22 protein-coding genes and 1 pseudogene are annotated in these 20,239 nt (G+C 63.3%); 12 read left to right on the plus strand and 11 right to left on the minus strand.

Annotated features, from left to right (window positions below):
• Positions 1–45: 45 nt before the first annotated feature.
• Genes HBO11_RS01555 through HBO11_RS01575 form a run of 5 tightly spaced genes read left to right on the plus strand, consistent with a single transcriptional unit; the run spans position 46 to position 6,756 of the window.
• Positions 46–1,140: an efflux RND transporter periplasmic adaptor subunit gene (locus HBO11_RS01555; RefSeq protein WP_169953391.1), complete on the plus strand. Its 1,095-nt coding sequence runs from the start codon at positions 46–48 to the stop codon at positions 1,138–1,140.
• Positions 1,137–4,238: a MexW/MexI family multidrug efflux RND transporter permease subunit gene (locus HBO11_RS01560; RefSeq protein WP_169953393.1), complete on the plus strand. Its 3,102-nt coding sequence runs from the start codon at positions 1,137–1,139 to the stop codon at positions 4,236–4,238. Before HBO11_RS01555 ends, HBO11_RS01560 begins: the two co-directional genes overlap by 4 nt.
• Positions 4,235–5,692, plus strand: a complete 1,458-nt coding sequence (locus HBO11_RS01565; RefSeq protein ID WP_169953395.1) for a TolC family protein — start codon at positions 4,235–4,237, stop codon at positions 5,690–5,692. The genes HBO11_RS01560 and HBO11_RS01565 overlap by 4 nt, the downstream gene beginning before the upstream one ends.
• Positions 5,689–6,399 carry a tRNA (adenine(22)-N(1))-methyltransferase TrmK gene (locus tag HBO11_RS01570; RefSeq protein WP_169953397.1) on the plus strand — a complete coding sequence of 237 codons (711 nt, stop codon included), beginning with the start codon at positions 5,689–5,691 and terminating at the stop codon, positions 6,397–6,399. Before HBO11_RS01565 ends, HBO11_RS01570 begins: the two co-directional genes overlap by 4 nt.
• 57 nt (positions 6,400–6,456) lie before the next feature.
• The gene (locus tag HBO11_RS01575) at positions 6,457–6,756 is read left to right on the plus strand and encodes a DUF3144 domain-containing protein (protein ID WP_057438578.1); all 300 of its coding nucleotides are present in this window, start codon (positions 6,457–6,459) and stop codon (positions 6,754–6,756) included.
• Between the two features lie 37 nt (positions 6,757–6,793).
• Here the strand turns inward: HBO11_RS01575 and HBO11_RS01580 are convergent.
• The 6 genes and pseudogenes from HBO11_RS01580 to HBO11_RS01605 form a co-directional block, all read right to left on the minus strand.
• Positions 6,794–7,171 (minus strand): annotated as a pseudogene (locus HBO11_RS01580) (LysE family translocator); the annotation flags it as partial.
• A complete protein-coding gene (locus tag HBO11_RS28535; RefSeq protein ID WP_262380932.1) occupies positions 7,107–7,673 on the minus strand; it encodes an AAA family ATPase in 567 nt (188 codons plus the stop codon). The gene HBO11_RS28535 and the pseudogene HBO11_RS01580, both read right to left, overlap by 65 nt.
• 65 nt (positions 7,674–7,738) lie before the next feature.
• Positions 7,739–8,365, minus strand: a complete 627-nt coding sequence (locus tag HBO11_RS01590; protein WP_169953401.1) for a glutathione S-transferase — start codon at positions 8,363–8,365, stop codon at positions 7,739–7,741.
• A 68-nt stretch (positions 8,366–8,433) separates the two neighbouring features.
• Positions 8,434–8,601 carry a DUF2986 domain-containing protein gene (locus tag HBO11_RS01595; protein ID WP_169953403.1) on the minus strand — a complete coding sequence of 56 codons (168 nt, stop codon included), beginning with the start codon at positions 8,599–8,601 and terminating at the stop codon, positions 8,434–8,436.
• A 141-nt stretch (positions 8,602–8,742) separates the two neighbouring features.
• Complete coding sequence (locus HBO11_RS01600; protein WP_169953404.1) at positions 8,743–9,429, minus strand: MOSC domain-containing protein; 687 nt, start codon at positions 9,427–9,429, stop codon at positions 8,743–8,745.
• Positions 9,426–9,995, minus strand: a complete 570-nt coding sequence (locus tag HBO11_RS01605) for a MarR family winged helix-turn-helix transcriptional regulator (RefSeq protein ID WP_169953406.1) — start codon at positions 9,993–9,995, stop codon at positions 9,426–9,428. The genes HBO11_RS01600 and HBO11_RS01605 overlap by 4 nt, the downstream gene beginning before the upstream one ends.
• A gap of 115 nt (positions 9,996–10,110) precedes the next feature.
• On the opposite strand from HBO11_RS01605, the gene HBO11_RS01610 reads away from it, so the two are divergent.
• Genes HBO11_RS01610 through HBO11_RS01620 form a run of 3 tightly spaced genes read left to right on the plus strand, consistent with a single transcriptional unit; the run spans position 10,111 to position 10,857 of the window.
• Positions 10,111–10,341: a thioredoxin family protein gene (locus HBO11_RS01610; RefSeq protein WP_169953408.1), complete on the plus strand. Its 231-nt coding sequence runs from the start codon at positions 10,111–10,113 to the stop codon at positions 10,339–10,341.
• 16 nt (positions 10,342–10,357) lie between these two features.
• Positions 10,358–10,627: a Rho-binding antiterminator gene (locus HBO11_RS01615; RefSeq protein WP_169953410.1), complete on the plus strand. Its 270-nt coding sequence runs from the start codon at positions 10,358–10,360 to the stop codon at positions 10,625–10,627.
• Between the two features lie 14 nt (positions 10,628–10,641).
• Complete coding sequence (locus HBO11_RS01620) at positions 10,642–10,857, plus strand: cytoplasmic protein (protein WP_346266496.1); 216 nt, start codon at positions 10,642–10,644, stop codon at positions 10,855–10,857.
• A gap of 12 nt (positions 10,858–10,869) precedes the next feature.
• On the opposite strand, the gene HBO11_RS01625 is transcribed toward HBO11_RS01620, so the two are convergent.
• A complete protein-coding gene (locus HBO11_RS01625; protein WP_169953413.1) occupies positions 10,870–11,916 on the minus strand; it encodes an FAD-binding oxidoreductase in 1,047 nt (348 codons plus the stop codon).
• Positions 11,917–12,132: 216 nt separating this feature from the next.
• Between HBO11_RS01625 and HBO11_RS01630 the strand changes: the two genes are divergently transcribed.
• Together HBO11_RS01630 and HBO11_RS01635 are read left to right on the plus strand one after the other, a co-directional pair.
• The gene (locus HBO11_RS01630; protein WP_169953415.1) at positions 12,133–12,366 is read left to right on the plus strand and encodes a hypothetical protein; all 234 of its coding nucleotides are present in this window, start codon (positions 12,133–12,135) and stop codon (positions 12,364–12,366) included.
• Between the two features lie 115 nt (positions 12,367–12,481).
• Entirely contained in the window at positions 12,482–12,922 is a 441-nt protein-coding gene (locus HBO11_RS01635) for a TspO/MBR family protein (RefSeq protein WP_169953417.1), read from the plus strand.
• A 37-nt stretch (positions 12,923–12,959) separates the two neighbouring features.
• On the opposite strand, the gene HBO11_RS01640 is transcribed toward HBO11_RS01635, so the two are convergent.
• Together HBO11_RS01640 and HBO11_RS01645 are read right to left on the minus strand one after the other, a co-directional pair.
• Complete coding sequence (locus HBO11_RS01640) at positions 12,960–13,823, minus strand: sensor domain-containing diguanylate cyclase (RefSeq protein ID WP_169953419.1); 864 nt, start codon at positions 13,821–13,823, stop codon at positions 12,960–12,962.
• A gap of 82 nt (positions 13,824–13,905) precedes the next feature.
• Complete coding sequence (locus HBO11_RS01645; RefSeq protein WP_169953421.1) at positions 13,906–15,297, minus strand: aldehyde dehydrogenase family protein; 1,392 nt, start codon at positions 15,295–15,297, stop codon at positions 13,906–13,908.
• A 104-nt stretch (positions 15,298–15,401) separates the two neighbouring features.
• Between HBO11_RS01645 and HBO11_RS01650 the strand changes: the two genes are divergently transcribed.
• On the plus strand, positions 15,402–16,283 hold the full coding sequence (locus HBO11_RS01650) for a LysR family transcriptional regulator (RefSeq protein WP_169953423.1): 882 nt from the start codon (positions 15,402–15,404) through the stop codon (positions 16,281–16,283).
• On the opposite strand, the gene HBO11_RS01655 is transcribed toward HBO11_RS01650, so the two are convergent.
• A complete protein-coding gene (locus HBO11_RS01655) occupies positions 16,280–16,489 on the minus strand; it encodes a hypothetical protein (protein WP_169953425.1) in 210 nt (69 codons plus the stop codon). The two genes, HBO11_RS01650 and HBO11_RS01655, sit on opposite strands and share 4 nt — an antisense overlap.
• Before the next feature lie 115 nt (positions 16,490–16,604).
• Positions 16,605–17,801: an amino acid aminotransferase gene (locus HBO11_RS01660; RefSeq protein WP_169953427.1), complete on the minus strand. Its 1,197-nt coding sequence runs from the start codon at positions 17,799–17,801 to the stop codon at positions 16,605–16,607.
• A gap of 343 nt (positions 17,802–18,144) precedes the next feature.
• On the opposite strand from HBO11_RS01660, the gene uvrB reads away from it, so the two are divergent.
• Positions 18,145–20,160 carry an excinuclease ABC subunit UvrB gene (uvrB, locus tag HBO11_RS01665; RefSeq protein WP_169953429.1) on the plus strand — a complete coding sequence of 672 codons (2,016 nt, stop codon included), beginning with the start codon at positions 18,145–18,147 and terminating at the stop codon, positions 20,158–20,160.
• Positions 20,161–20,239 lie beyond the last annotated feature (79 nt).

Raw genomic sequence — 20,239 nt, forward strand, 5'->3', positions numbered from 1 at the left:
GGGGTAGAGCGGTAGCGAACACACCACAAATCAGCGGAGCAGGGCATGGGCAGAAGGATGCTAGTGGGCGGGGGCGTGGCAGCGGTAGCGGTGCTGGCCCTGGTTATCACGTTATGGGGCAATCAACCCTCAACCCAGGCAGCAGCGGCGTGGCCGGTAGCCAAGGTGGCGCTGGCCAAGGTGCGCCAGGGCGAGGCGCCTCGCCAGGCCTTTGCCGCCGGGGAACTGGAGGCGGCCAACCAGGTGCAGGTGGCGGCGGAAACCCCAGGGCGGATCACGCGGATCGCGTTCGAGTCCGGGCAAGCGGTCAAGGCCGGGCAGTTGCTGGTGCAGCTCAATGACGCCCCCGAGCAGGCCGACCGCTTGCGCCTGCACGCGCAACTGCGCAATGCCCAGACTCTGTTCCAGCGCATTCAAAAGCTTGAGGCCGTGAATGTCGCGACCCAGGAGCAACTGGACAACGCCACCGCCGCCCTGGACATGGCCAAGGGCGAGCTGCAACAGGTCGACGCGCGGATTGCGCAAAAAGCCATCCGCGCGCCGTTCGCCGGGCAACTGGGCATCCGCCGTGTGCATCAAGGCCAATACCTGCAGACCGGCGAAGCCATCGCCAGCCTGGTGGATGCCCAGCGCCTGCACGTGAATTTCGCCCTGAGTGAGCAGTCGGCCCCAGGCTTGAGCATCGGCCAGACCGCCGAAGTCACGGTGGATGCCTTGCCCGGCCAGCATTTTTCGGCGCAGATCAACGCCATCGACCCGCTGATCGGCCAGTCGCGCTCGGTGCGGGTGCAAGCGACCCTGGCCAACCCCGGCGGGCCGTTGCAGGCCGGCATGTATGCCAGCGTGCGCCTGTCGGCGGTGCAGTCGCCCAGGGTGCTGGTGGTGCCGGAAACGGCCATCACCTATACCGCCTACGGGCAGACTGTGTTTGTCGCCAATGCCGATCCGGCCGGCGCCTTGAGTGTGCGTCGCAGCCAGGTGACTACCGGGGAGCGTTGGCAGGGCCTGGTGGAAGTCACCTCGGGCCTGGCGCTGGACGACCAGGTGGTGGTCTCCGGGCAGCTCAAGCTCAGCGACGGCATGCCCGTCGAAGCGGTCGAGCAAAACACCCTGGACGTTGAAGGGAAACCCGCCTCATGAACTTCACCGACAGTTTTGTGCGGCGCCCGGTGCTGGCGCTGGTGGTCAGTAGCCTGATCGTCCTCGCCGGCCTGTTTGCCCTCGGCCAGTTGCCGGTACGCCAGTACCCGCTGCTGGAAAGCTCGACCATCACCGTGAGTACCGAGTACCCCGGGGCCTCGGCCGAATTGATGCAAGGCTTCGTCACCCAGCCGATCACCCAGGCCGTGTCGTCGGTAGAGGGCATCGACTACCTGGCGTCGTCGTCGGTCCAGGGGCGCAGCGTGATCACCCTGCGCATGACCCTCAACCGCGATTCGACCCAGGCGCTGGCCGAGACCATGGCCAAGGTCAATCAGGTGCGTTACCGCTTGCCCGACGATGCCTACGACCCGGTGGTCGAGCTGTCGGCCGGCGACTCCACCGCCGTCGCCTACGTGGGGTTTGCCAGTGACACGCTGTCGATTCCCGAGCTCAGCGACTACCTGTCGCGGGTGGTCGAACCGCAGCTGTCCGGGATCGACGGGGTAGCCAAGGTGCAGACCTTCGGCGGGCAGAACCTGGCGATGCGCCTGTGGCTGGACAGTGAACGCATGGCCGGGCGCGGAGTGACCGCCGCCGACGTGGCGCAAGCGGTGCGCCGCAATAACTACCAGGCCACGCCGGGGCAGATCCGTGGCCAGTTCGTGCTGGCCGACATTCATATCGACACCGACCTGACCAGCGTCGAGGCCTTCCGTGACCTGGTGATCCGCAACGATGGCACGGCCCTGGTACGCCTGCGCGATGTCGGCATCGTGGAGCTGGGCGCTGCGGCAACCCAGACCAGCGCCACCATGAATGGCCGCCCGGCGGTGCACCTGGGGTTGTTCCCCACGCCTTCGGGAAACCCCTTGGTGATCGTTGATGGGATCCGCAAACTGCTGCCGCAAATCCAGCAAACCTTGCCACCGGGGGTCAATGTGGCCCTGGCCTACGAGACCGCACGGTTTATCGAGGCGTCCATCGAGGAGGTGCTGCATACCTTGCTCGAGGCCATGCTGATCGTGGTGCTGGTGATCTGGCTGTGCCTGGGCTCGCTGCGCAGCGTGGCGATTCCGGTGCTGGCGATTCCGTTGTCGATGCTCGGCGCAGCAGCCTTGATGCTGCTCTTCGGCTTCAGTCTCAACCTGCTGACCCTGCTGGCGATGGTATTGGCCATCGGCCTGGTGGTGGACGATGCGATTGTGGTGGTGGAAAACGTCCACCGGCATATCGAAGAAGGCCTGACGCCGGTGGCCGCCGCGTTGGTCGGCGCCCGGGAAATCGCCGGGCCGGTGATTGCCATGACTCTGACGCTGGCGGCGGTGTATGCGCCCATCGGCCTGATCGGCGGGCTGACCGGCACGCTGTTCCGCGAATTTGCCCTGACCCTGGCAGGGGCGGTGATTGTCTCGGGCGTGGTCGCCTTGACCCTGTCGCCGGTGATGAGCTCGCTGCTGCTCAAGCCCGGGCAACAGGAAGGACGCATGGCCAAGTTGGCCGAGCGGGTGTTTGGCGCACTGGCCGCGACCTATGGCCGGGTGTTGGGCTACTCCCTGGCGCGACGCTGGATCAGCGGCGGCGTTGCAGTGCTGGTGTGCCTGAGCCTGCCGTGGTTGTACACGCTACCGCAGCGCGAACTGGCGCCGCCCGAGGACCAGGCGGCGATATTGACCGCCATCAAGTCACCGCAGTACGCCAACCTCGACTACGCGGAACGCTTTGCGAGCAAGCTCAATCGGGTCATGGAAAGCCTGCCGGAAACCACCGACACCTGGATCATCAATGGTACCGACGGGCCGGCGGCCAGTTTCGGTGGGATCAACCTCAGCGCCTGGCAGGCCCGCGAGCGCTCGGCCGAGCAGGTCCAGGCCCAGTTGCAGCAGGCCGTGGGCGAGGTCGAGGGCAGCAGCATCTTTGCCTTCCAAGTGGCGGCGCTACCCGGCTCCAGCGGCGGCCTGCCGGTGCAGATGGTGCTACGCAGCGCCCAGGACTACCCGGTGCTGTACCAGACCATGGAAACCCTCAAGCAGCGTGCCCGTGACAGCGGCCTGTTTGCCGTGGTCGACAGCGACCTGGACTACAACAACCCGGTGGTCAAAGTCACGGTCGATCGGGCCAAGGCCGCGAGCCTGGGCATTGGCATGCGCGACATCGGCGATTCGCTGGCGGTGCTGGTGGGCGAGCAGTACATCAACCGCTTCGCTTTGTATGGACGCTCTTATGATGTGATTGCGCAAAGCACCGAGGAGCAGCGCCTGACCCCGCAGGCCCTGGCCCGCCAGTATGTGCGCACCGAAGGCGGGCAGTTGATCCCGCTGTCGGCGCTGGTGCACCTGGATATCACGGTGGCGCCGAACCGCTTGCTGCAGTTCGATCAACAGAACGCCAGCACCTTGCAAGCCATTCCGGCGCCGGGCGTTTCCCAGGGGCAGGCGGTAGCCCTGCTGGAGCAACTGGCCGGCGAATTGCCGCCGGGGTTCAGCCACGACTGGCAGTCCGAGTCGCGCCAATACGTGCAGGAGGGCAGTGCGCTGGTGCTGGCGTTTCTCGCCGCCCTGGTGGTGATTTATCTGGTGCTCGCGGCGCAGTACGAGAGCCTGGTCGATCCGTTGATCATTCTGGTCACCGTGCCCTTGTCCATTTGCGGCGCGTTGATTCCGCTGGCGCTGGGTTGGGCCACGTTGAATATCTACACGCAGATCGGGCTGGTGACCTTGATTGGCCTGATCAGCAAACACGGGATCCTGATGGTGGAGTTCGCCAATGAGCTCCAGGTGCGCGAGAACCTCGACCGCGCCAGCGCGATCATCCGCGCCGCGCAGATCCGTCTGCGGCCAGTGCTGATGACCACGGCGGCGATGACCTTCGGCGTGCTGCCGCTGCTGTTCGCCAACGGTGCCGGGGCCAATAGCCGCTTTGGCCTGGGCGTGGTGATCGTCTGCGGGATGCTGGTCGGTACGTTGTTTACGCTGTTTGTCCTTCCCACTATTTATGCCTGGCTGGCCCGTGATCACCGGGTGCGGGGCCTGCGCCAGCAACAATTGGCCGATGCCGAGCAGTACCTGGCGCCCGGGCATGTCGAGGTACGCCCATGAAGACGTTTATCCATTACCCGCTGTTGCTTGGCGCGTTGGCCGGCCTGGGCGGGTGTTCGGTGGGGCCACACTACCGCGTGCCCGAGATCGCGCCGATTCAACTGGCCAGCCCGCAGGCCCAGGAATTCGCCGGGCCTGCGGTGCAGCCGGTGGCTGCGTGGTGGACTTTTTTCGACGACGCCCAGCTGGCGCGCCTGATCGATAGCGCCGTGGCCCACAACCACGATGTGCGCCAGGCGCGCGCAAACCTGCTGCTGGCTCGCGCGTATGTCGACGAGCAAGCGTTGCAGCGCCTGCCGACGGTCACCAGTACGGCGGCGTACCAGCGCAGCCTGGAGCAGCAGGCGGTGACGGGCGCGCGGCCGAGCCGCAGCTTGTCCGAGTCCTGGCGTGCCGGCCTGGACCTGCAATGGGAGCTGGATCTGTTTGGCCGTCTCGATCACTTGAACCGTGCCGCGCAATCCCGTGCCGAGGCTTCGCAGGCTGACCTTGAGCAGGTGCAATTGAGCATTGCCGCGCAAGTGGCCCATGCCTATTACGCGGCGCAGGGCCAGCGCGAACAACTACGGTTGGCACAGGATGCGGTGCGCAGTTGGCAAGAGACGGTGGCCCTGACCGAGGCGCAAAGCCAGGCCGGCAGTGGCTTGCCTGAAGAGTTGGAGAGCGCCCGCGGCAATGCGCTGCGCGCCCAAGCGGCGATTGCGCCGCTGCAAAGCCAGCTGCAACGCAGCCTGTACCGCTTGCAGGTGTTGGCGGGGCAGCGGCCGGGCAGTTTTAGCGTCGACCTCGACGCCCTGGCGCCGGGGCCTGTAGCGCGACAATTGCCGTTGGGAGATGTCGACCAGTTGATTCGCAATCGACCGGACGTGGTGCAGGCCGAGCGGCTGCTGGCGGCGCGTGTCGAGGATGTGGGCGCGGCGACTGCCGACCTGTACCCGCGCTTGAACCTGGGTGGGTTTGTCGGTTTTTTCGCCTTGCGCGACGGTGACCTGGGCAGTGCATCCCGGGCATTCGAGCTGACCCCAGGCCTGACCTGGCCGGCACTCAACCTGGGCACCGTGCGTGCGCGCCTGCGGGGCGCCCAGGCGCTATCGCAGCGCGAGACCGCGCACTTTGAACAGGTGCTGCTGGTGGCCGTGGAAGAAGTGGAGGGTGCCATCACCCAACTGGCCGAGCATCAGCGACACCTGCTCAACCTGGTGCAATCGGCACGGCATGCCGAGGCTGCACTGGACATCGCCCAGCGCCGTTATGGCGCGGGTTCCGGCAGTTACCTGTCGGTGCAGCAAAGCCTGCGCGACCTGCTCAACCTGCGCCAGGCCATTGCCCAGGCGCAGGCTGCGTCCTATGGCAATGCGGTGGACCTGTACAAGGCGCTGGCCTGGCGGGCGCCGAGGCTTTACCCTGCGGCCCTCAGCGAGGCCAACGGTGCCTTGAAAAGGAACAGCAGTTGAACCACAACACATTGTCCAAGCGCCTGGAGCGCGTGGCGGCGCAGGTGCCAGCCGGTGCGCGCCTGGCCGACATCGGCTCGGATCACGCCTACCTGCCGGTAGCGTTGATGAACCGCGGCGCGATTGTCGCGGCAGTGGCCGGCGAGGTGGCGTTGACGCCATTTCGCGCGGCCCAGCGCACCGTGTGCGACAACGGCCACGAACTGCACATCCACGTGCGCCTGGCCGATGGCCTGGCGGCTATCGAACCGGCCGACCTGCTCGATGCGGTGAGTATCTGCGGCATGGGCGGCGAGACCATCCGCGACATCCTCGAGCGCGGCAAGGCGCATCTCAGCGGCCGGGAACGCCTGATCCTGCAACCCAACGGCGGCGAACAACCGTTGCGTGTGTGGCTGATGGACAACGGCTACCGCATCCTTTGCGAGGAGTTGCTGCGGGAAAACCGCTTCGACTACGAAATCATCGTCGCCGAGCGCAGCGGGCCGGTGAGCTACAGCGCCGAGCAACTGTACTTCGGCCCCTTGCAGATGCAGGCGCGCAGCCCGGCCTTCCTGGCCAAGTGGCAGCGCCTGCTGCGCTACAAACAACGCACCCTGGATCAGTTGGCCCAGGCACGACAAGCGTTGCCCGAACAGAAAGTACAGGAACTGGCGCAAGAGGTGCGCTGGATTACCCAGTTGCTGGAGGCGACGCACCCGGTCTAGGGTCTTGCCTGCGGTAAATATTTTGATGACACCCTTAATCCATCCAGGTGCTCCACCATGCCAGACGCTACAGACCAAGCCTTTTATGACCGTGCCGACGCGCACATCGAGCTGTCGAACGAGCAACTCAAAACCCTCGAGAACCTGGGCCAGGTCAGTGCCTCGATGATGTTCGGCACCACCCGTTTCAACGCCTGGGCGAGTGCGCGCAACTTCAAGTCCGGCGCCGAGATGGCCGAAGCGCGAGAAGCGATGCTCAAGTACTTCTGTGAGCAGTACCGGATGATGCTCGAAGACAATCTGGATGATCACATCAACAACTTCAGCCAGTACATGACGGCCCCGAAGCCGCAGTGATCCCCAGCGCCCAGCTGGATCTTTGTCCAAGCCCTGATTAGCGTTTGCTCAATGCCAGGCGGGCCGCGAACAGCACAAAGAGCAGGCCGGTGCTGCGGTCCATCCAGGTGATCACCTTGCCCCGGCGCAGCACTGCGGCCAGTGGCTGGGTAGCGCCGATCAGGGTCAAGGACCATGCCAGGCCGAGCACCACATGGATGCTCACCAGGCCGAATGTCCAGGCGATCAACGAATGGCCCTGGGGAATGAACTGCGGCAGGAACGACACATAGAAAATCCCGATCTTGGGGTTGAGCACATTGCCCAGCATGCCTTTCAAGAACCAGCGGGTGCCGGGTTGGGCGTGAGCCTCACCGACCGTCAGGGAGGTGCGTGGGCGCAGCAGCATATTCAGGCCCAGCCAGGCCAGGCAAGCGGTCGAGAAAATCTGCCACCTGCCGGTTACCGCGCAAATGCACTGTCGGAACAGCCGGCCCCACTGCCAGGCGCATCGCCTCGATACCCGGCCGATAGCCGCGATCAAAATTCCATACAAAGTCCAGAAACGTCAGGAACTCCCGGTCGAGCTTGTCGGTACACCCCACGGGCCGATCCGCGCGAGGGCGTTTCATGGCGCTGCGTATCAGTACCCGGGTGAAACAGGTGAGTCGCGGTGTATCCAGCCAGATGATCAGGTCGGCACGGGGCAGGCGCAGGTCGAAGGTGCGTCGGGCGTAGTTGCCTTCACACACCCAGGTGTCCGACGCGACGGCTTCGCGTACCCGTGTGCGGAATTGTTCGGCGTCGGTCTCGACCCAGTTGGGTTCCCAGAACAGGGTGTCCAGGTGTACGACGGGCAGGCCGAGGCGCTGGCCAAGGGCGCGGGCGAGGGTGGATTTGCCGCTGCCGGCGTTGCCCAGAATTACAATCCGTTGCATGGGGACGTCCCGAAAAAAGCCGGCAATTATGCCGGCTCTGGAAGAGGAGTCAAACGCCCGGTGATTTACTGGGCAAACGCGTATTCCCCACCCTTCTCCAGCGCCTTGCGATAGGCCGGCCGGGCCTGGAACCGCTGGACCCACGCGGCCAGGTTCGGGTACGCCGGCAACTTGCCCTGGGCCTTGGCGATTTCGCCGATAAAGCTCATCTGGATATCCGCGCCGCTCAGTTCCTCGCCCAGCAGGTATGGCGACTGCGCCAGGGCGTCGTTCAGGTAACCCAGGTAGTTGGCCAGTTCCGATTCGATCCGCGGGTGCAAAGGCGCGCCGGCTTCACCCAGGCGGCCGACGTACAGGTTGAGCATCAGCGGCAGCATGGCCGAGCCTTCGGCAAAGTGCAGCCATTGCACGTAGCTGTCGTAGGCAGCGGTGGCCGGGTCGGGTTGCAGGCGGCCCTGGCCATGGCGGCGGATCAGGTAGTCGACAATGGCGCCAGACTCGATCACCACGCGGGTGCCGTCTTCAAGCACCGGCGATTTGCCCAATGCGTTGATCGCCTTGAGCTCTGGTGGGGCGAGGTTGGTCTTTGGGTCGCGCTGGTAGAGCTTGAGCGCGTAGGGCAGGCCGAGTTCTTCGAGCAGCCAGAGAATGCGCTGCGAGCGTGAGTTGTTGAGGTGGTGAACAATCATCATGGGAAGCTCCGCCGGGCGAGAGTGGGTGTCTGTAAGCAGACTGCTGCGCCGGCGTAGAGTGCCCTGAATCAGCTGGGCGTGTCAGAGGAAATCGGCGCGTCCTGAGCGGGCTCGGTCTCCAGTTTCAGGCGATCGGCCTTGCTGATGTACTTCTCTTTGCTTTTGGGGGCCAGTTTGGCATTGGCCTTTTTGGCGTTGGCTTTCAATATCTGATTGAGTTTCTTACGACGGTTCATGCTTTCTACTCAGCGCGTTAATGCCTGGATGATATCAGCTCAACCCCCAGTAGGCGCCGGCTTTGCGGCGAAAAACCTGGGCATCTGCCGGGTTGTTCGCACAATCTGGCGGGGCAGCAGCACTCGCTCCCGCGCCGCGCTTCAACCCAACAGGCGGGGCCCCCAGTCTTCGGTCATGCCTTTTTCCAGGCGCCGCTCCAGCGTGCGCCGCCATGACGGCACCAACGGCAGCGCCAGGCATTCGCGCAACAGTTCGCTCTCCATTCGCTTGTCGAACAGCACAGCGGACAAGCGTGCCAATGACCAGTCGGCAAATTGCCGCTCGACCAGTTGCAGGCTGTCGCCGGCGCTCACCACACCTTCCTCCAGCACCCGGTAGTACCATCCGGTGCGGCCCGACTGCTGCACGCGCAGGGCCAGTTCGGCCACGGCGAAGCGGTCGCTGAGTTTCCAGCACGGCATACGCCCCTGGGACACCTCAAGCAACGCTGTCCCGGCCCGGATGCGATCGCCCAGGCAGACGTCATGCTCGCTCCAGCCGGTGGTGCTGAAGTTCTCGCCAAAGGCTCCCGGCTGGGCGAGCAATGGATGGGCCCCCAATTCCTCGGCCCAGCGGGCGTAATGCTCGAGCGGGTAGTGGTGGATGGCTTTTTCTACTCCGCCATGGATGCGCAGGTCGCCCTGTTCGTCGCCACTGAGGCCCAGGGTGGCGACCTTCAGGGGGCCGGGTCGCGGCTGTTTGTCGATGGCGCTGCGGGAACCGGGCCGGGTGAAAGGCTGCGCACGCCCGGTGAGCAGGGTGTCGAGGCGAATCGTGGTCAGGCTCATGCAGGCACCTGCGGGGTTTGATGTTCACGACAGATCAGCACGGTATCGCTCGGCGCCAGGGGTTCCTGGGTCAGGCCGCAGAACGGCAGATCGTCGACGTGCTGATGGAAGCGGCAGGTGCGGCACAGGCCAAAGCTGGGCACGTCCGCGCTGCGCTGCACTTCGCGCAGCAACTCGCCAAGCAGTGCCTGAAGTTGCCCGCCGCGCGCGCCCATGCGTGCCTCACCGGCGGCGAGGAAGTCCGGCGGCAACAACGCGTCCAGCAGGCCGCGCGCCGTGTCCGTCAACTGCAGATGCACGCTGCGCTTGTCGTGCACATCCTGGGTTTTGACGATCAGCCCCTTGGCCTCCAGCGCCTTGAGTGACTGCGACACTGTGCCTTTGGTCAGGCCCAAATAGTCAGTCACGCCCAACGGTGTATTGGAGTAGCGGTTGCAGCGCGAAAGGTACATCAGCGCGCTCAACTGGATGGGTTGCAAATCGGCCAGCAACGGGTGCTGGCGGAACCAGATGCGGCTGAGGCTGGCAAGCCGTTCAAGCAGATCGAAAAGGGTTGTGTCGGACATGAGTCACTCCTGTCGACATATAGTATCGATTAAATACTATATTGACAAATACCGACGCGCGCGTAATTCTTGGTTAGGTATCGAATCGATACCAACTCAATGAAGGAGACGCAAAATGTCTAACGCACGCTTCTACCACGCTGGTTGCTCCGTCTGTATTTCCGCTGAGCAGACCTTGCTCAACCTGCTGGACCCGGCACTCAAGGTCGAGGTCGTCCACCTTGGCCAACAACCCCAGCGCATTGGCGAAGCCGAACTGGCCGGGGTCAAGTCAGTCCCTGCGTTTGTTCACGACGGCCAGGTGTTGCACCTGAATTTCGGTGCGTCCATCGATGACCTGAAATAAGGCGCTGGAAAACATCATGAACGCGTATCAGCCCCTGAACTGCGATGTGCACGACTACCTGGAGATCGCCTGCATGCACCGTTACCGCCTGCAGGTAGAACTGATCGACGGGCGCAGCTTCGTCGCCAGGGCGCTGACTACGCGAACTGCGGCGAGCAAGGAAGAGTTTTTGCTGCTGGCCCGCGACAGTGGCCAGTGTGAGGTGCGACTTGACCAATTGCTGGCCATTTCCCCGCTTGGCCTCAACGTCAGTTTTGGCCGCATTGAACGTGTGAGAACAGAATGAATAGATACCGACTCATGATTAGTAGCAACGACAGGCTGCTGGGGCATTTCGAATCCGCCACCCCGTGGGCGCACGACGCCGCGCAGGAAATCGCGCGGTGCCTGGCGGCTGCAGGGTACGGCCTTGAACTGCTGGTCGCCGATAGCGAGCGCCGGCTGCTTGAAAGCGGTCCGGATGGGGTGCGAGTGCTGCACAGCGAACCGATTTTCAAGAGCGCGACCTTGCCTTAGGCAAGCCGGCGCCTACCCGCGGAAAAATCGACCCGGACGACATCCCCCAAGCGCCTCTGCTGGGTTGTCTTCAAGCATCTCTTCACTGGCAAGCCGACCCACGACCGCAGCCAGTGCGACCCCAGGGTGCATGGTGCAAACGTACACACCTGCCACCTGGGGCAGATACCCAATGATCGGGATGCCATCGGCAGCAATTGGCCTGAGCCCGACACAGGCCAGCTCCGGCTCAAGGCACACCAGCCCATTGAGCTCATGGTCGATCGCCTTGGCTGTGCGTAGTGCTATCGCGTCTGCCCGGTTTTCCTCGGCGTCGCCCAGGTAATCCTCGGCTGCCAGCAATGCGCCATCCGCGTTTTGCCGCACTTCCATGTGCGGGTTGGAAATGAGGGTGTGCACAAGCTTGGGTTGTGGCTTGTAGCGGATGAAGATGGACGGCGATGCGGTTATCGGCAGGGATACGTGCAACATGTCTGTCAGCCTGGTGGTGCCTGTCCCGGCTGCCAGTACAACGATATCGGCGTGGATGATGCCCCGTGAGGTTTCGACGCCGGTCACCTGTTGGCCCTCGGTGACAAACCCCAGCACCGGCGTCTGAGTGAGCAGCTTCGCGCCATGCGCCTGGGCGCCGGCGACCAGCGCATGGGTTGCCGCCACTGCGTCGAGGGCACCTTCTTCGGCTACGTACGTTGCATAGTCAGGGGGCTGCTTGAGGTTGGGCTCAAGCTCAAGAATCTGCGCGTGTGATACCCGGTTTGTCGAGGCCGGTGGCGAGCCATCGTAAGACAAGGCGCCCGTCCATTGGATCTGCAAGCCGGGCAGCTGGGTTTGGAGGCGGTGGTATTCCTGGATTGCGGCGCCGCGTAATTGGGCAATGGGGTCGGGCCCCGGATGGGTGGCGTGGAGCCAGGCGAATGACGTGGCGGTGACGCCTGACGCAATCTCATGCGCCTCGACCAGGCTGACCTGCGCGCCCTTTTGCGCCAGGTGATAGGCCAAGGATGCGCCGACGATACCGGCGCCAATCACCACGACTCGTTTGCCCTGCGGGTTTTCCATTTAGACCTGCGCTCCATTACCTTGGCGATGCGACGAAAGGTGAAAGATCCTACAGCATCGGCGCCTGATCGTTTATACAACCCTTTTCCTCCGTCCCGGTCTACCATGCCTGCCCGGCAGTGGTTCCACGCGCTATCGGCCCCAAGCCATCAAGGTATCGCATATGACCTCGTTTACCCGCAGCACCCCATCCCCAACCTTCTGCGAGGTGGTGCAATGAGCATCGACCAGATCAGCCTGCCCAAGGGCGTTGGCCCGCACGCTACCAAATTGCTGGACGCGATCACTGGCGCCAGCACCGCCGAAGACCTGAACCGCGCTGGCGGCAAGGCCGAAGGCTTTGTGTTGGGGCTGGAGGCCAGCAAGGCCATCAAGAGCCAGGTCGCCGAGTCGCTGTATGTGGCTTATGACGACGCCGCGAGTAATCGCGCCGGCGAGTTGAAGGGCTAGCCAGTACCGTTGCGGTTCAGATTGTCGTACCGGGAAATACTGAACTTTTCAGGGCCCCCGGGGCGTCCAATCCTGGGACACTTTCCAGATTGCTGACTTGAGCCAAGGACCGCCAATGACCTTCTTTATCTTCCTGCTTGCCTGCGCCACCGCTGCCAGCACCGGCATCATGTTCAAGCCCGGTGCCTGGTATGAGTCCCTGGTCAAACCCCGCTTCACCCCGCCCAACTGGCTGTTCCCGGTGGCCTGGACGCTGATTTACCTGCTGCTCGCCTGGGCCGGTTACCGCCTGAGCCTGATCCCCGGCAGTCAAACGGTGCTGGCCTTGTGGGCGGCGCAGATTGCGTTGAATACCCTGTGGACGCCGGTGTTTTTCGGCGCACATCGGATTTTCGCCGCGATGGTGGTTATCACCCTGCTTTGGCTCACCGTGGCGGCCATGGTGGTGCTGGCGGTGCGCCTGGACCTGATAACCGGGTTGATCCTGTTCCCTTACCTGGCGTGGCTGTGTGTTGCCGCGGCGTTGAATTTTTCGATCCTGCGCAGTAACCGTTGATGGCCAGCGTGGGTAATCGCCAGGGCAGGGGCGACTTTCACCCCGCCGCGCGGTGCAGTTTTTTCACCCGGTACATATCGCCATCGGCATGGCTGAGCAGGGTGTCGGCATCTTCCCCGTCATCCGGGTAACGCGCTACGCCGATACTGCATGATGGCATTTTCACCGGGCCAAACTCAGGGCCAAGGGGGGCGGCCATGATGGCGAGGATCTGCTGCACCTTCTCGGCCACGGCGTTTTCGCAATGAAGGTCGGTCAACAGCACGGTGAACTCATCGCCACCCATCCGCGCCACCGTGTCGGTCTCGCGCACACAGGCTTCCAGGCGCCTGGCGATGGTGCACAGCACGCGGTCGCCGGCGACATGCCCATGCACATCGTTGATGCCTTTGAAGTCATTGATATCCAGGAACAGCAGCGCCAGCGTGCTCTTCTGCCGGCGCGCGTTGCGCAGGGCCGAATCGAGGCGATCATTGAACAGCGAGCGGTTGGTCAGGGCGGTCAGCGGGTCGTGATGGGCGAGGAAGCGCAGTTCTTCCTCGGCCTGGGTGAGGGCGGTGATGTCCCGTGCCACGCCGATCCGCGCGCCGACATCCTCGGACCAGAACGCCGCCCACAGGATATGGACGAGGCTGCCATCCTTGCGGATATAGCGGTTACGGAAATCCACGTGGGGCTGGCCGTTCATCACCCGAATAATCGAGGCCCGGGTGGCTGCCAGGTCTTGGGGGTGCATGTAGTCGGTGATCAGGCTGCCGGTCAGCTCGTCGGCACGGTAGCCGAGCAGTGCCTCGCAGGCGTCGCTGACAAATGCAATCCGGTTGTCCCTGTCGACCACGAAAACCGTATCCAGCATCAGATGGATCAGTTTGGGATAGAGCGCTTGCAGGTCAACGGGCATGGGTCAGTGCAGTCCGGTTCAAATAACGGCCTGATCATATCCTGAACCCGCAAGCTGGCAACGAGGAATCTTGATGATCGGCCTACCGCCGATCTACCCAAACCGTCTGCGCATTGCAGAATTCGCGCACGCCGAAATGTGACAATTCGCGGCCAAATCCACTCTTTTTCACCCCGCCAAACGCCACCCGAGGATCGGACACGCTGTAGGCGTTGATAAAGATGCCGCCGGTTTCCAACTGGTTGGCGATCGCGCGCGCCTTGGCCGGGTCGCGGGTAAAGACGCTGGCGGTGAGGCCGAACTCGCTGTCGTTGGCCAGGGCCACGGCGTGGTCGGCGTCGCGGGCGGTGATGATCGAGGCGACGGGGCCGAACAGTTCCTGCTTGAACGAGGTCATCTGGTCGGTGACATCGGCCAGGACGGTGGGGGCGTAATAGTTGCCTGGCCCGTCGATGGGGTGGCCGCCCAGCAGCAGGCTGGCGCCTTCGGCCAGCGTCGCCTGGACTTGTGCGTGCAGTTCGTCGCGCAGGTCGAAGCGGGCCATGGGGCCGATATAGGTGTCGTTCGATGTCGGGTCGCCCATCACCAGTTGCCGGCTGGCTTCAAGGAATTTGGCGGTGAAGGCCTCGACCACGCCTTGCTCGATGATCAGGCGCTTGGCGGCGGCGCAGACCTGGCCGGAATTCTGGAAGCGGCCGGTCACCGCGGCTTGCACGGCGGCATCGAGGTCGGCGTCGTTGAGCACGATGAAGGGGTCGGAGCCGCCCAGTTCCAGCACACATTTTTTCAACGCCGCGCCGGCCTGGGAGCCGATGGCGATACCCGCGCGCACGCTGCCGGTCAGGGTCACGGCGGCGATGCGCGGGTCGGCGATGGCCTGGGACACACCGTGCGCGGTGACGTTGATCACTTCAAACAAGCCTTCGGCGAAGCCGGCTGTGTGGAAGGCCCGTTGCATCAGGTAGGCGCTGCCCATCACGTTGGGCGCGTGCTTGAGCACGTAGGTGTTGCCGCTGAGCATGGTCGGCACGGCACCGCGCAGTACCTGCCAGACCGGGAAGTTCCACGGCATTACGGCGAGGATCGGGCCCAGCGGGCGATATTCAATCCGGGCGCTGCCGTTGTCGACCAGGGTCGGCTCCGGCGCGAGCATGGCCGGCCCGTGGGCGGCGTACCACTCGGCCAGCAAGGCGCATTTCTCGATTTCACCACGGGCCTGGGCGATGGGCTTGCCCATTTCCAGGGTGATCATTTGCGCCATTTCTTCAGCTTGTTCGCGCAGGGCGCCGGCCAGGGCCAGGAGCAATTCGGCGCGCTGTGCCACGGGTGTATGGCGACCTTTGCGAAAGGCGGTGCTGGCGCGGGTGAGGGCGGCGTCCAGTTGTGCGGCGGATTCGTACGGGTAGCTGCCGACGGTTTCGCCATTGGCGGGGTTGATCGACAAGGCATGGGTCTGGTGAGAAATAGCGGTCATGGCACCGTCCTGCGCAGTGTTGGAGAAGATGCCCAGCGTACGGGGCTGTATCTTTTCCGGGAACTGAATAATATTAAGCAATACGTTCACGATTGGAGAATGACTTGGATCTGGTGCAACTGGAGATTTTCAAGGCCGTGGCCGAGCAAGGCAGCATCAGCGCTGCCGCACAATTGATTCATCGGGTGCCGTCGAACCTGACCACGCGTATCAAGCAACTGGAGCAGGACCTGGGTGTGGAGTTGTTTATCCGTGAGAAAAGTCGCCTGCGCCTGTCGCCTGCCGGCTGGAGTTTCCTCGGCTATGCGCGGCGCATCCTCGACCTGGTGCAAGAGGCTCGCGCCACCGTGGCGGGTGAGGAACCCCAGGGGCCATTTGCCCTGGGGTCGCTGGAAAGTACCGCCGCCGTGCGCATCCCGGCGTTGCTTGCGGCCTACAACCAGAAACACGCCAAGGTCGAGCTGGACCTGACCACCGGGCCCTCGGGGACGATGATCGAAGGCGTGCTATCGGGCCGACTGGCGGCGGCATTTGTCGACGGCCCGGTGTTGCACCCCACCTTGGAAGGCGTGGCGGTGTTTGAAGAGGAAATGGTGGTGATTGCGCCGTTGCATCACGGGCCGATCACCCGTGGGCAGGATGTGAACGGGGCGAGCATCTATACCTTTCGCTCCAACTGCTCGTACCGGCATCACTTTGAGCGTTGGTTTTCCCAGGATGGCGCGGTGCCGGGGAAGATTTTCGAGATGGAGTCGTACCACGGCATGCTCGCCTGCGTCAGCGCCGGCGCCGGTTTGGCGCTGATGCCACGCAGTATGCTGGAGAGCATGCCGGGGTTTACCACGGTCAGCGTGTGGCCGTTGGCGGACGAGTTCCGCCTGCTCAACACCTGGCTGATCTGGCGCCGGGGCACGGTGTCGCAGAGTCTGGACAGCTTTGTGCAACTGCTGGAGGAACGCATTCCTCTGCAGGAGGCGGCAAGCTAGCCACCAAATTGCAGGGTGCCCATCGCCAGTTTCGCCATCAGCGCCGTGGCGCCCAGCTGTACCAGCCACAGGGCCAGGCCGCCGAGGAAGACGCCCAGGGCGACTTGCAGGACCAGGCTTTTTGGCCGCTTGGCTGGGGGCGTGCGCGGGGTGAAGTGGTCCAGTTCGTCGCGGTCGGCACGCAGGTCCAGGTCGTCGTTTCTCATAGGCGGCTCATATCAATGGTGAAGGAACACGGCCTCTGTAGGAGCCGGCTCCTACAGAGTCTCGCACAAAAAAGGGGAAGCCATTGGCTTCCCCCTTCGTACCCCGCGCTCAGGCTTACAGCACCTGCACAATCGCCTTGGTCACGGCAGCGATGTTCGCCTGGTTCAACGCCGCCACGCAGATGCGGCCGGTGTCGAGGGCGTAGATGCCGAACTCGTTACGCAGGCGGGTGACTTGCTCTACGGTCAGGCCGGAGTAGGAGAACATCCCGCGCTGGCGACCGACGAAGCTGAAGTCGTGGCCCGGCGCTGCCTTGGCCAGCTCGCTGACCATCTGCTCGCGCATGCCGCGGATGCGCAGGCGCATTTCGGCCAGTTCCGCTTCCCACTGGGCGCGCAGCTCTGGGTTGTTGAGCACCGCCGCCACAATCGCCGCGCCGTGGGTCGGCGGGTTGGAGTAGTTGGTGCGGATCACGCGCTTGACCTGGGACAGGATGCGCGCGCTTTCTTCTTTCGACTCGCTGACGATCGACAGTGCGCCCACGCGCTCGCCGTACAGCGAGAACGATTTGGAGAACGAGCTGGACACAAAGAAGGTCAGGCCCGACTCGGCGAACAGGCGCACAGCGGCGGCATCTTCGTCGATACCGTCGCCAAAGCCCTGGTAGGCCATGTCGAGGAACGGCACCAGGTTCTTGGCCTTGACCACTTCCAGCACGTCTTTCCAGTCGGCCGGGCTCAGGTCGACGCCGGTCGGGTTGTGGCAGCAGGCGTGCAGCACGACGATGGACTGGGCGGGCAGGGCGTTGAGGTCTTCCAGCAGGCCGGCGCGGTTCACGTCGTGGGTGGCGGCATCGTAGTAACGATAGGTCTGCACCGGGAAGCCGGCTTTTTCAAACAGCGCCTGGTGGTTTTCCCAGCTCGGGTCGCTGATGGCAACCACGGCATTGGGCAGCAGCTGCTTGAGGAAATCGGCACCGATTTTCAGCGCGCCGGTGCCGCCAACGGCCTGGGCGGTGATCACCCGGCCAGCGCTCAGCAGTGGCGACTCGGCGCCAAACAGCAGCTTCTGTACGGCCAGGTCGTAGGCGGCAATGCCATCGATCGGCAGGTAGCCACGAGCGGCGTGTTGCGCCACGCGAATGGCTTCCGCTTCGGCAACGGCACGCAGGAGTGGAATCTTCCCCTCCTCGTTGCAGTAAACGCCTACGCCAAGGTTGACCTTGGTAGTACGGGTATCGGCGTTGAATGCTTCGTTGAGGCCCAGGATAGGATCGCGTGGTGCCATTTCGACAGCGGAGAACAGGCTCATTTTTGCGGCAGCTCTATGGGGGAATGGAGGGACGTGTCGCGCTCCAGCCGAATGCACTAGAGCGGTGCACAAACGGGGAGCTAGTATAGAGGCCAACACCGCTCGCGGCGACAGCCGAAACGGCTTTTCGGCCAAGTTTTTCGGTTTATTTATCGACCGTTAGTCTTATTGCAACATTGATGGCCACAGGCATGTAGGGCGAGTGCCTTGAAACCCGTCACATTCGCCTCCACTTCTACAGCTATCATGGTTTTTTCCTACGGTCTGCTCTGAAACTTCGCGGGCTGTGGTCTTTTTCGTCCCCGACGGGTTTACAGTCTGGGGTGACTTCAAGAGGTACGTTATGTCGGATTTCCAACTAGTCACCCGCTTTGAACCTGCTGGCGACCAGCCCGAGGCCATCCGCCTGATGGTCGAAGGCATCGAGGCCGGCCTGGCTCACCAGACGTTGCTCGGGGTGACCGGTTCGGGCAAGACCTTCAGCATCGCCAACGTGATCGCGCAGATCAACCGCCCGACCCTGGTGCTGGCGCCAAACAAGACCCTGGCCGCGCAGTTGTATGGGGAGTTCAAGGCGTTCTTCCCGAACAACGCGGTGGAGTACTTCGTTTCCTACTACGACTACTACCAGCCGGAAGCCTATGTGCCGTCCTCCGATACCTTTATCGAGAAGGATGCGTCGATCAACGACCATATCGAGCAGATGCGGCTGTCGGCGACCAAGGCGCTGCTGGAGCGCAAGGACGCGATCATCGTCACCACCGTTTCTTGCATCTACGGCCTGGGCAGCCCGGAAACTTATCTGAAGATGGTGCTGCACGTCGATCGCGGCGACAAACTCGACCAGCGCGCCTTGCTGCGACGCCTGGCGGATTTGCAGTACACCCGCAACGACATGGACTTTGCCCGCGCGACCTTCCGCGTGCGTGGGGATGTGATCGACATTTACCCGGCAGAGTCGGACCTGGAAGCGATCCGGATCGAGCTGTTCGACGATGAAGTCGAGAGCCTGTCGGCCTTCGACCCGTTGACCGGCGAAGTGATCCGCAAACTGCCGCGCTTTACCTTCTATCCAAAAAGCCACTATGTGACGCCCCGTGAAACCCTTTTGGATGCCATGGAAGGGATCAAGGCCGAGCTGGCCGAGCGCCTCGAATACCTGCGCGCCAACAACAAGCTGGTGGAAGCCCAGCGCCTGGAGCAGCGCACGCGTTTTGACCTGGAGATGATTCTCGAGCTGGGCTACTGCAACGGCATCGAAAACTACTCGCGCTACCTGTCGGGCCGTGAGTCCGGTGCGCCGCCGCCGACCCTCTACGACTACCTGCCGGCGGATGCTTTGCTGGTGATCGACGAATCCCACGTCAGCGTGCCACAAGTCGGCGCCATGTATAAAGGCGACCGCTCGCGCAAGGAAACCCTGGTGGAATACGGCTTCCGCCTGCCTTCGGCGCTGGATAACCGGCCGATGCGCTTTGACGAATGGGAAAGCATCAGCCCGCAGACCATCTTTGTGTCCGCCACGCCGGGCAACTACGAGGCCGAGCATGCGGGCCGGGTGATCGAGCAACTGGTGCGCCCCACCGGCCTGGTCGACCCGCAAATCGAGATCCGTCCGGCCCTGACCCAGGTCGATGACCTGCTGTCGGAAATCACCAAGCGCGTGGCCCTGGAAGAGCGGGTGCTGGTCACCACGCTGACCAAGCGCATGTCTGAAGACCTTACCGATTACCTGGCCGACCACGGCGTGCGCGTGCGTTACCTGCACTCGGACATCGACACCGTGGAGCGCGTGGAAATCATCCGCGACCTGCGCCTGGGCACCTTCGATGTGCTGGTGGGCATCAACCTGCTGCGTGAAGGCCTGGACATGCCCGAGGTGTCGCTGGTGGCAATCCTGGATGCGGACAAGGAAGGCTTCCTGCGCTCCGAGCGTTCGTTGATCCAGACCATCGGCCGTGCGGCGCGTAACCTCAACGGCCGCGCGATCCTGTACGCCGACCGCATCACCGGCTCCATGGAACGCGCCATCGGCGAGACCGAGCGCCGCCGCGACAAGCAGATTGCGTTCAACCTGGCCAATGGCATCACCCCCAAGGGCGTGTTCAAGGACGTCGCCGACATTATGGAAGGCGCCACCGTACCGGGTTCGCGCAGCAAGAAGCGCAAAGGCATGGCCAAGGCTGCCGAGGAAAGCGCCAAGTACGAAAACGAATTGCGCTCGCCGAGTGAAATCACCAAGCGTATCCGCCAGTTGGAAGAGAAGATGTACCAGTTGGCGCGGGACCTGGAGTTTGAAGCGGCAGCGCAGATGCGCGATGAGATTGGCAAGTTGCGCGAGCGGTTGCTGGCGGTCTGAATTTGCGTTGACTGCTCGGGCCTCATCGCAGGCAAGCCAGCTGCCACATTTGATCGAGTTCCACCTTTGGAATGCAGTC

Source organism: Pseudomonas sp. WS 5010 (assembly GCF_012985565.1).
Lineage (GTDB): Bacteria > Pseudomonadota > Gammaproteobacteria > Pseudomonadales > Pseudomonadaceae > Aquipseudomonas.

Bases quoted from the DNA above. Each gene is read 5' to 3' on its own strand.
- HBO11_RS01655 (WP_169953425.1), bottom strand. From the start codon at position 16,489: ATGAGAAACGACGACCTGGACCTGCGTGCCGACCGCGACGAACTGGAC.
- HBO11_RS01590 (WP_169953401.1), bottom strand. From the start codon at position 8,365: ATGATGATTGTTCACCACCTCAACAACTCACGCTCGCAGCGCATTCTC.
- HBO11_RS01645 (WP_169953421.1), bottom strand. From the start codon at position 15,297: ATGACCGCTATTTCTCACCAGACCCATGCCTTGTCGATCAACCCCGCC.
- HBO11_RS28535 (WP_262380932.1), bottom strand. From the start codon at position 7,673: ATGCAACGGATTGTAATTCTGGGCAACGCCGGCAGCGGCAAATCCACC.
- HBO11_RS01625 (WP_169953413.1), bottom strand. From the start codon at position 11,916: ATGGAAAACCCGCAGGGCAAACGAGTCGTGGTGATTGGCGCCGGTATC.
- HBO11_RS01660 (WP_169953427.1), bottom strand. From the start codon at position 17,801: ATGAGCCTGTTCTCCGCTGTCGAAATGGCACCACGCGATCCTATCCTG.
- HBO11_RS01640 (WP_169953419.1), bottom strand. From the start codon at position 13,823: ATGCCCGTTGACCTGCAAGCGCTCTATCCCAAACTGATCCATCTGATG.
- HBO11_RS01555 (WP_169953391.1), top strand. From the start codon at position 46: ATGGGCAGAAGGATGCTAGTGGGCGGGGGCGTGGCAGCGGTAGCGGTG.
- HBO11_RS01610 (WP_169953408.1), top strand. From the start codon at position 10,111: ATGTCTAACGCACGCTTCTACCACGCTGGTTGCTCCGTCTGTATTTCC.
- HBO11_RS01575 (WP_057438578.1), top strand. From the start codon at position 6,457: ATGCCAGACGCTACAGACCAAGCCTTTTATGACCGTGCCGACGCGCAC.
- HBO11_RS01615 (WP_169953410.1), top strand. From the start codon at position 10,358: ATGAACGCGTATCAGCCCCTGAACTGCGATGTGCACGACTACCTGGAG.
- HBO11_RS01635 (WP_169953417.1), top strand. From the start codon at position 12,482: ATGACCTTCTTTATCTTCCTGCTTGCCTGCGCCACCGCTGCCAGCACC.
- HBO11_RS01560 (WP_169953393.1), top strand. From the start codon at position 1,137: ATGAACTTCACCGACAGTTTTGTGCGGCGCCCGGTGCTGGCGCTGGTG.
- uvrB (WP_169953429.1), top strand. From the start codon at position 18,145: ATGTCGGATTTCCAACTAGTCACCCGCTTTGAACCTGCTGGCGACCAG.
- HBO11_RS01565 (WP_169953395.1), top strand. From the start codon at position 4,235: ATGAAGACGTTTATCCATTACCCGCTGTTGCTTGGCGCGTTGGCCGGC.
- HBO11_RS01595 (WP_169953403.1), bottom strand. From the start codon at position 8,601: ATGAACCGTCGTAAGAAACTCAATCAGATATTGAAAGCCAACGCCAAA.
- HBO11_RS01630 (WP_169953415.1), top strand. From the start codon at position 12,133: ATGAGCATCGACCAGATCAGCCTGCCCAAGGGCGTTGGCCCGCACGCT.
- HBO11_RS01620 (WP_346266496.1), top strand. From the start codon at position 10,642: ATGATTAGTAGCAACGACAGGCTGCTGGGGCATTTCGAATCCGCCACC.
- HBO11_RS01600 (WP_169953404.1), bottom strand. From the start codon at position 9,429: ATGAGCCTGACCACGATTCGCCTCGACACCCTGCTCACCGGGCGTGCG.
- HBO11_RS01605 (WP_169953406.1), bottom strand. From the start codon at position 9,995: ATGTCCGACACAACCCTTTTCGATCTGCTTGAACGGCTTGCCAGCCTC.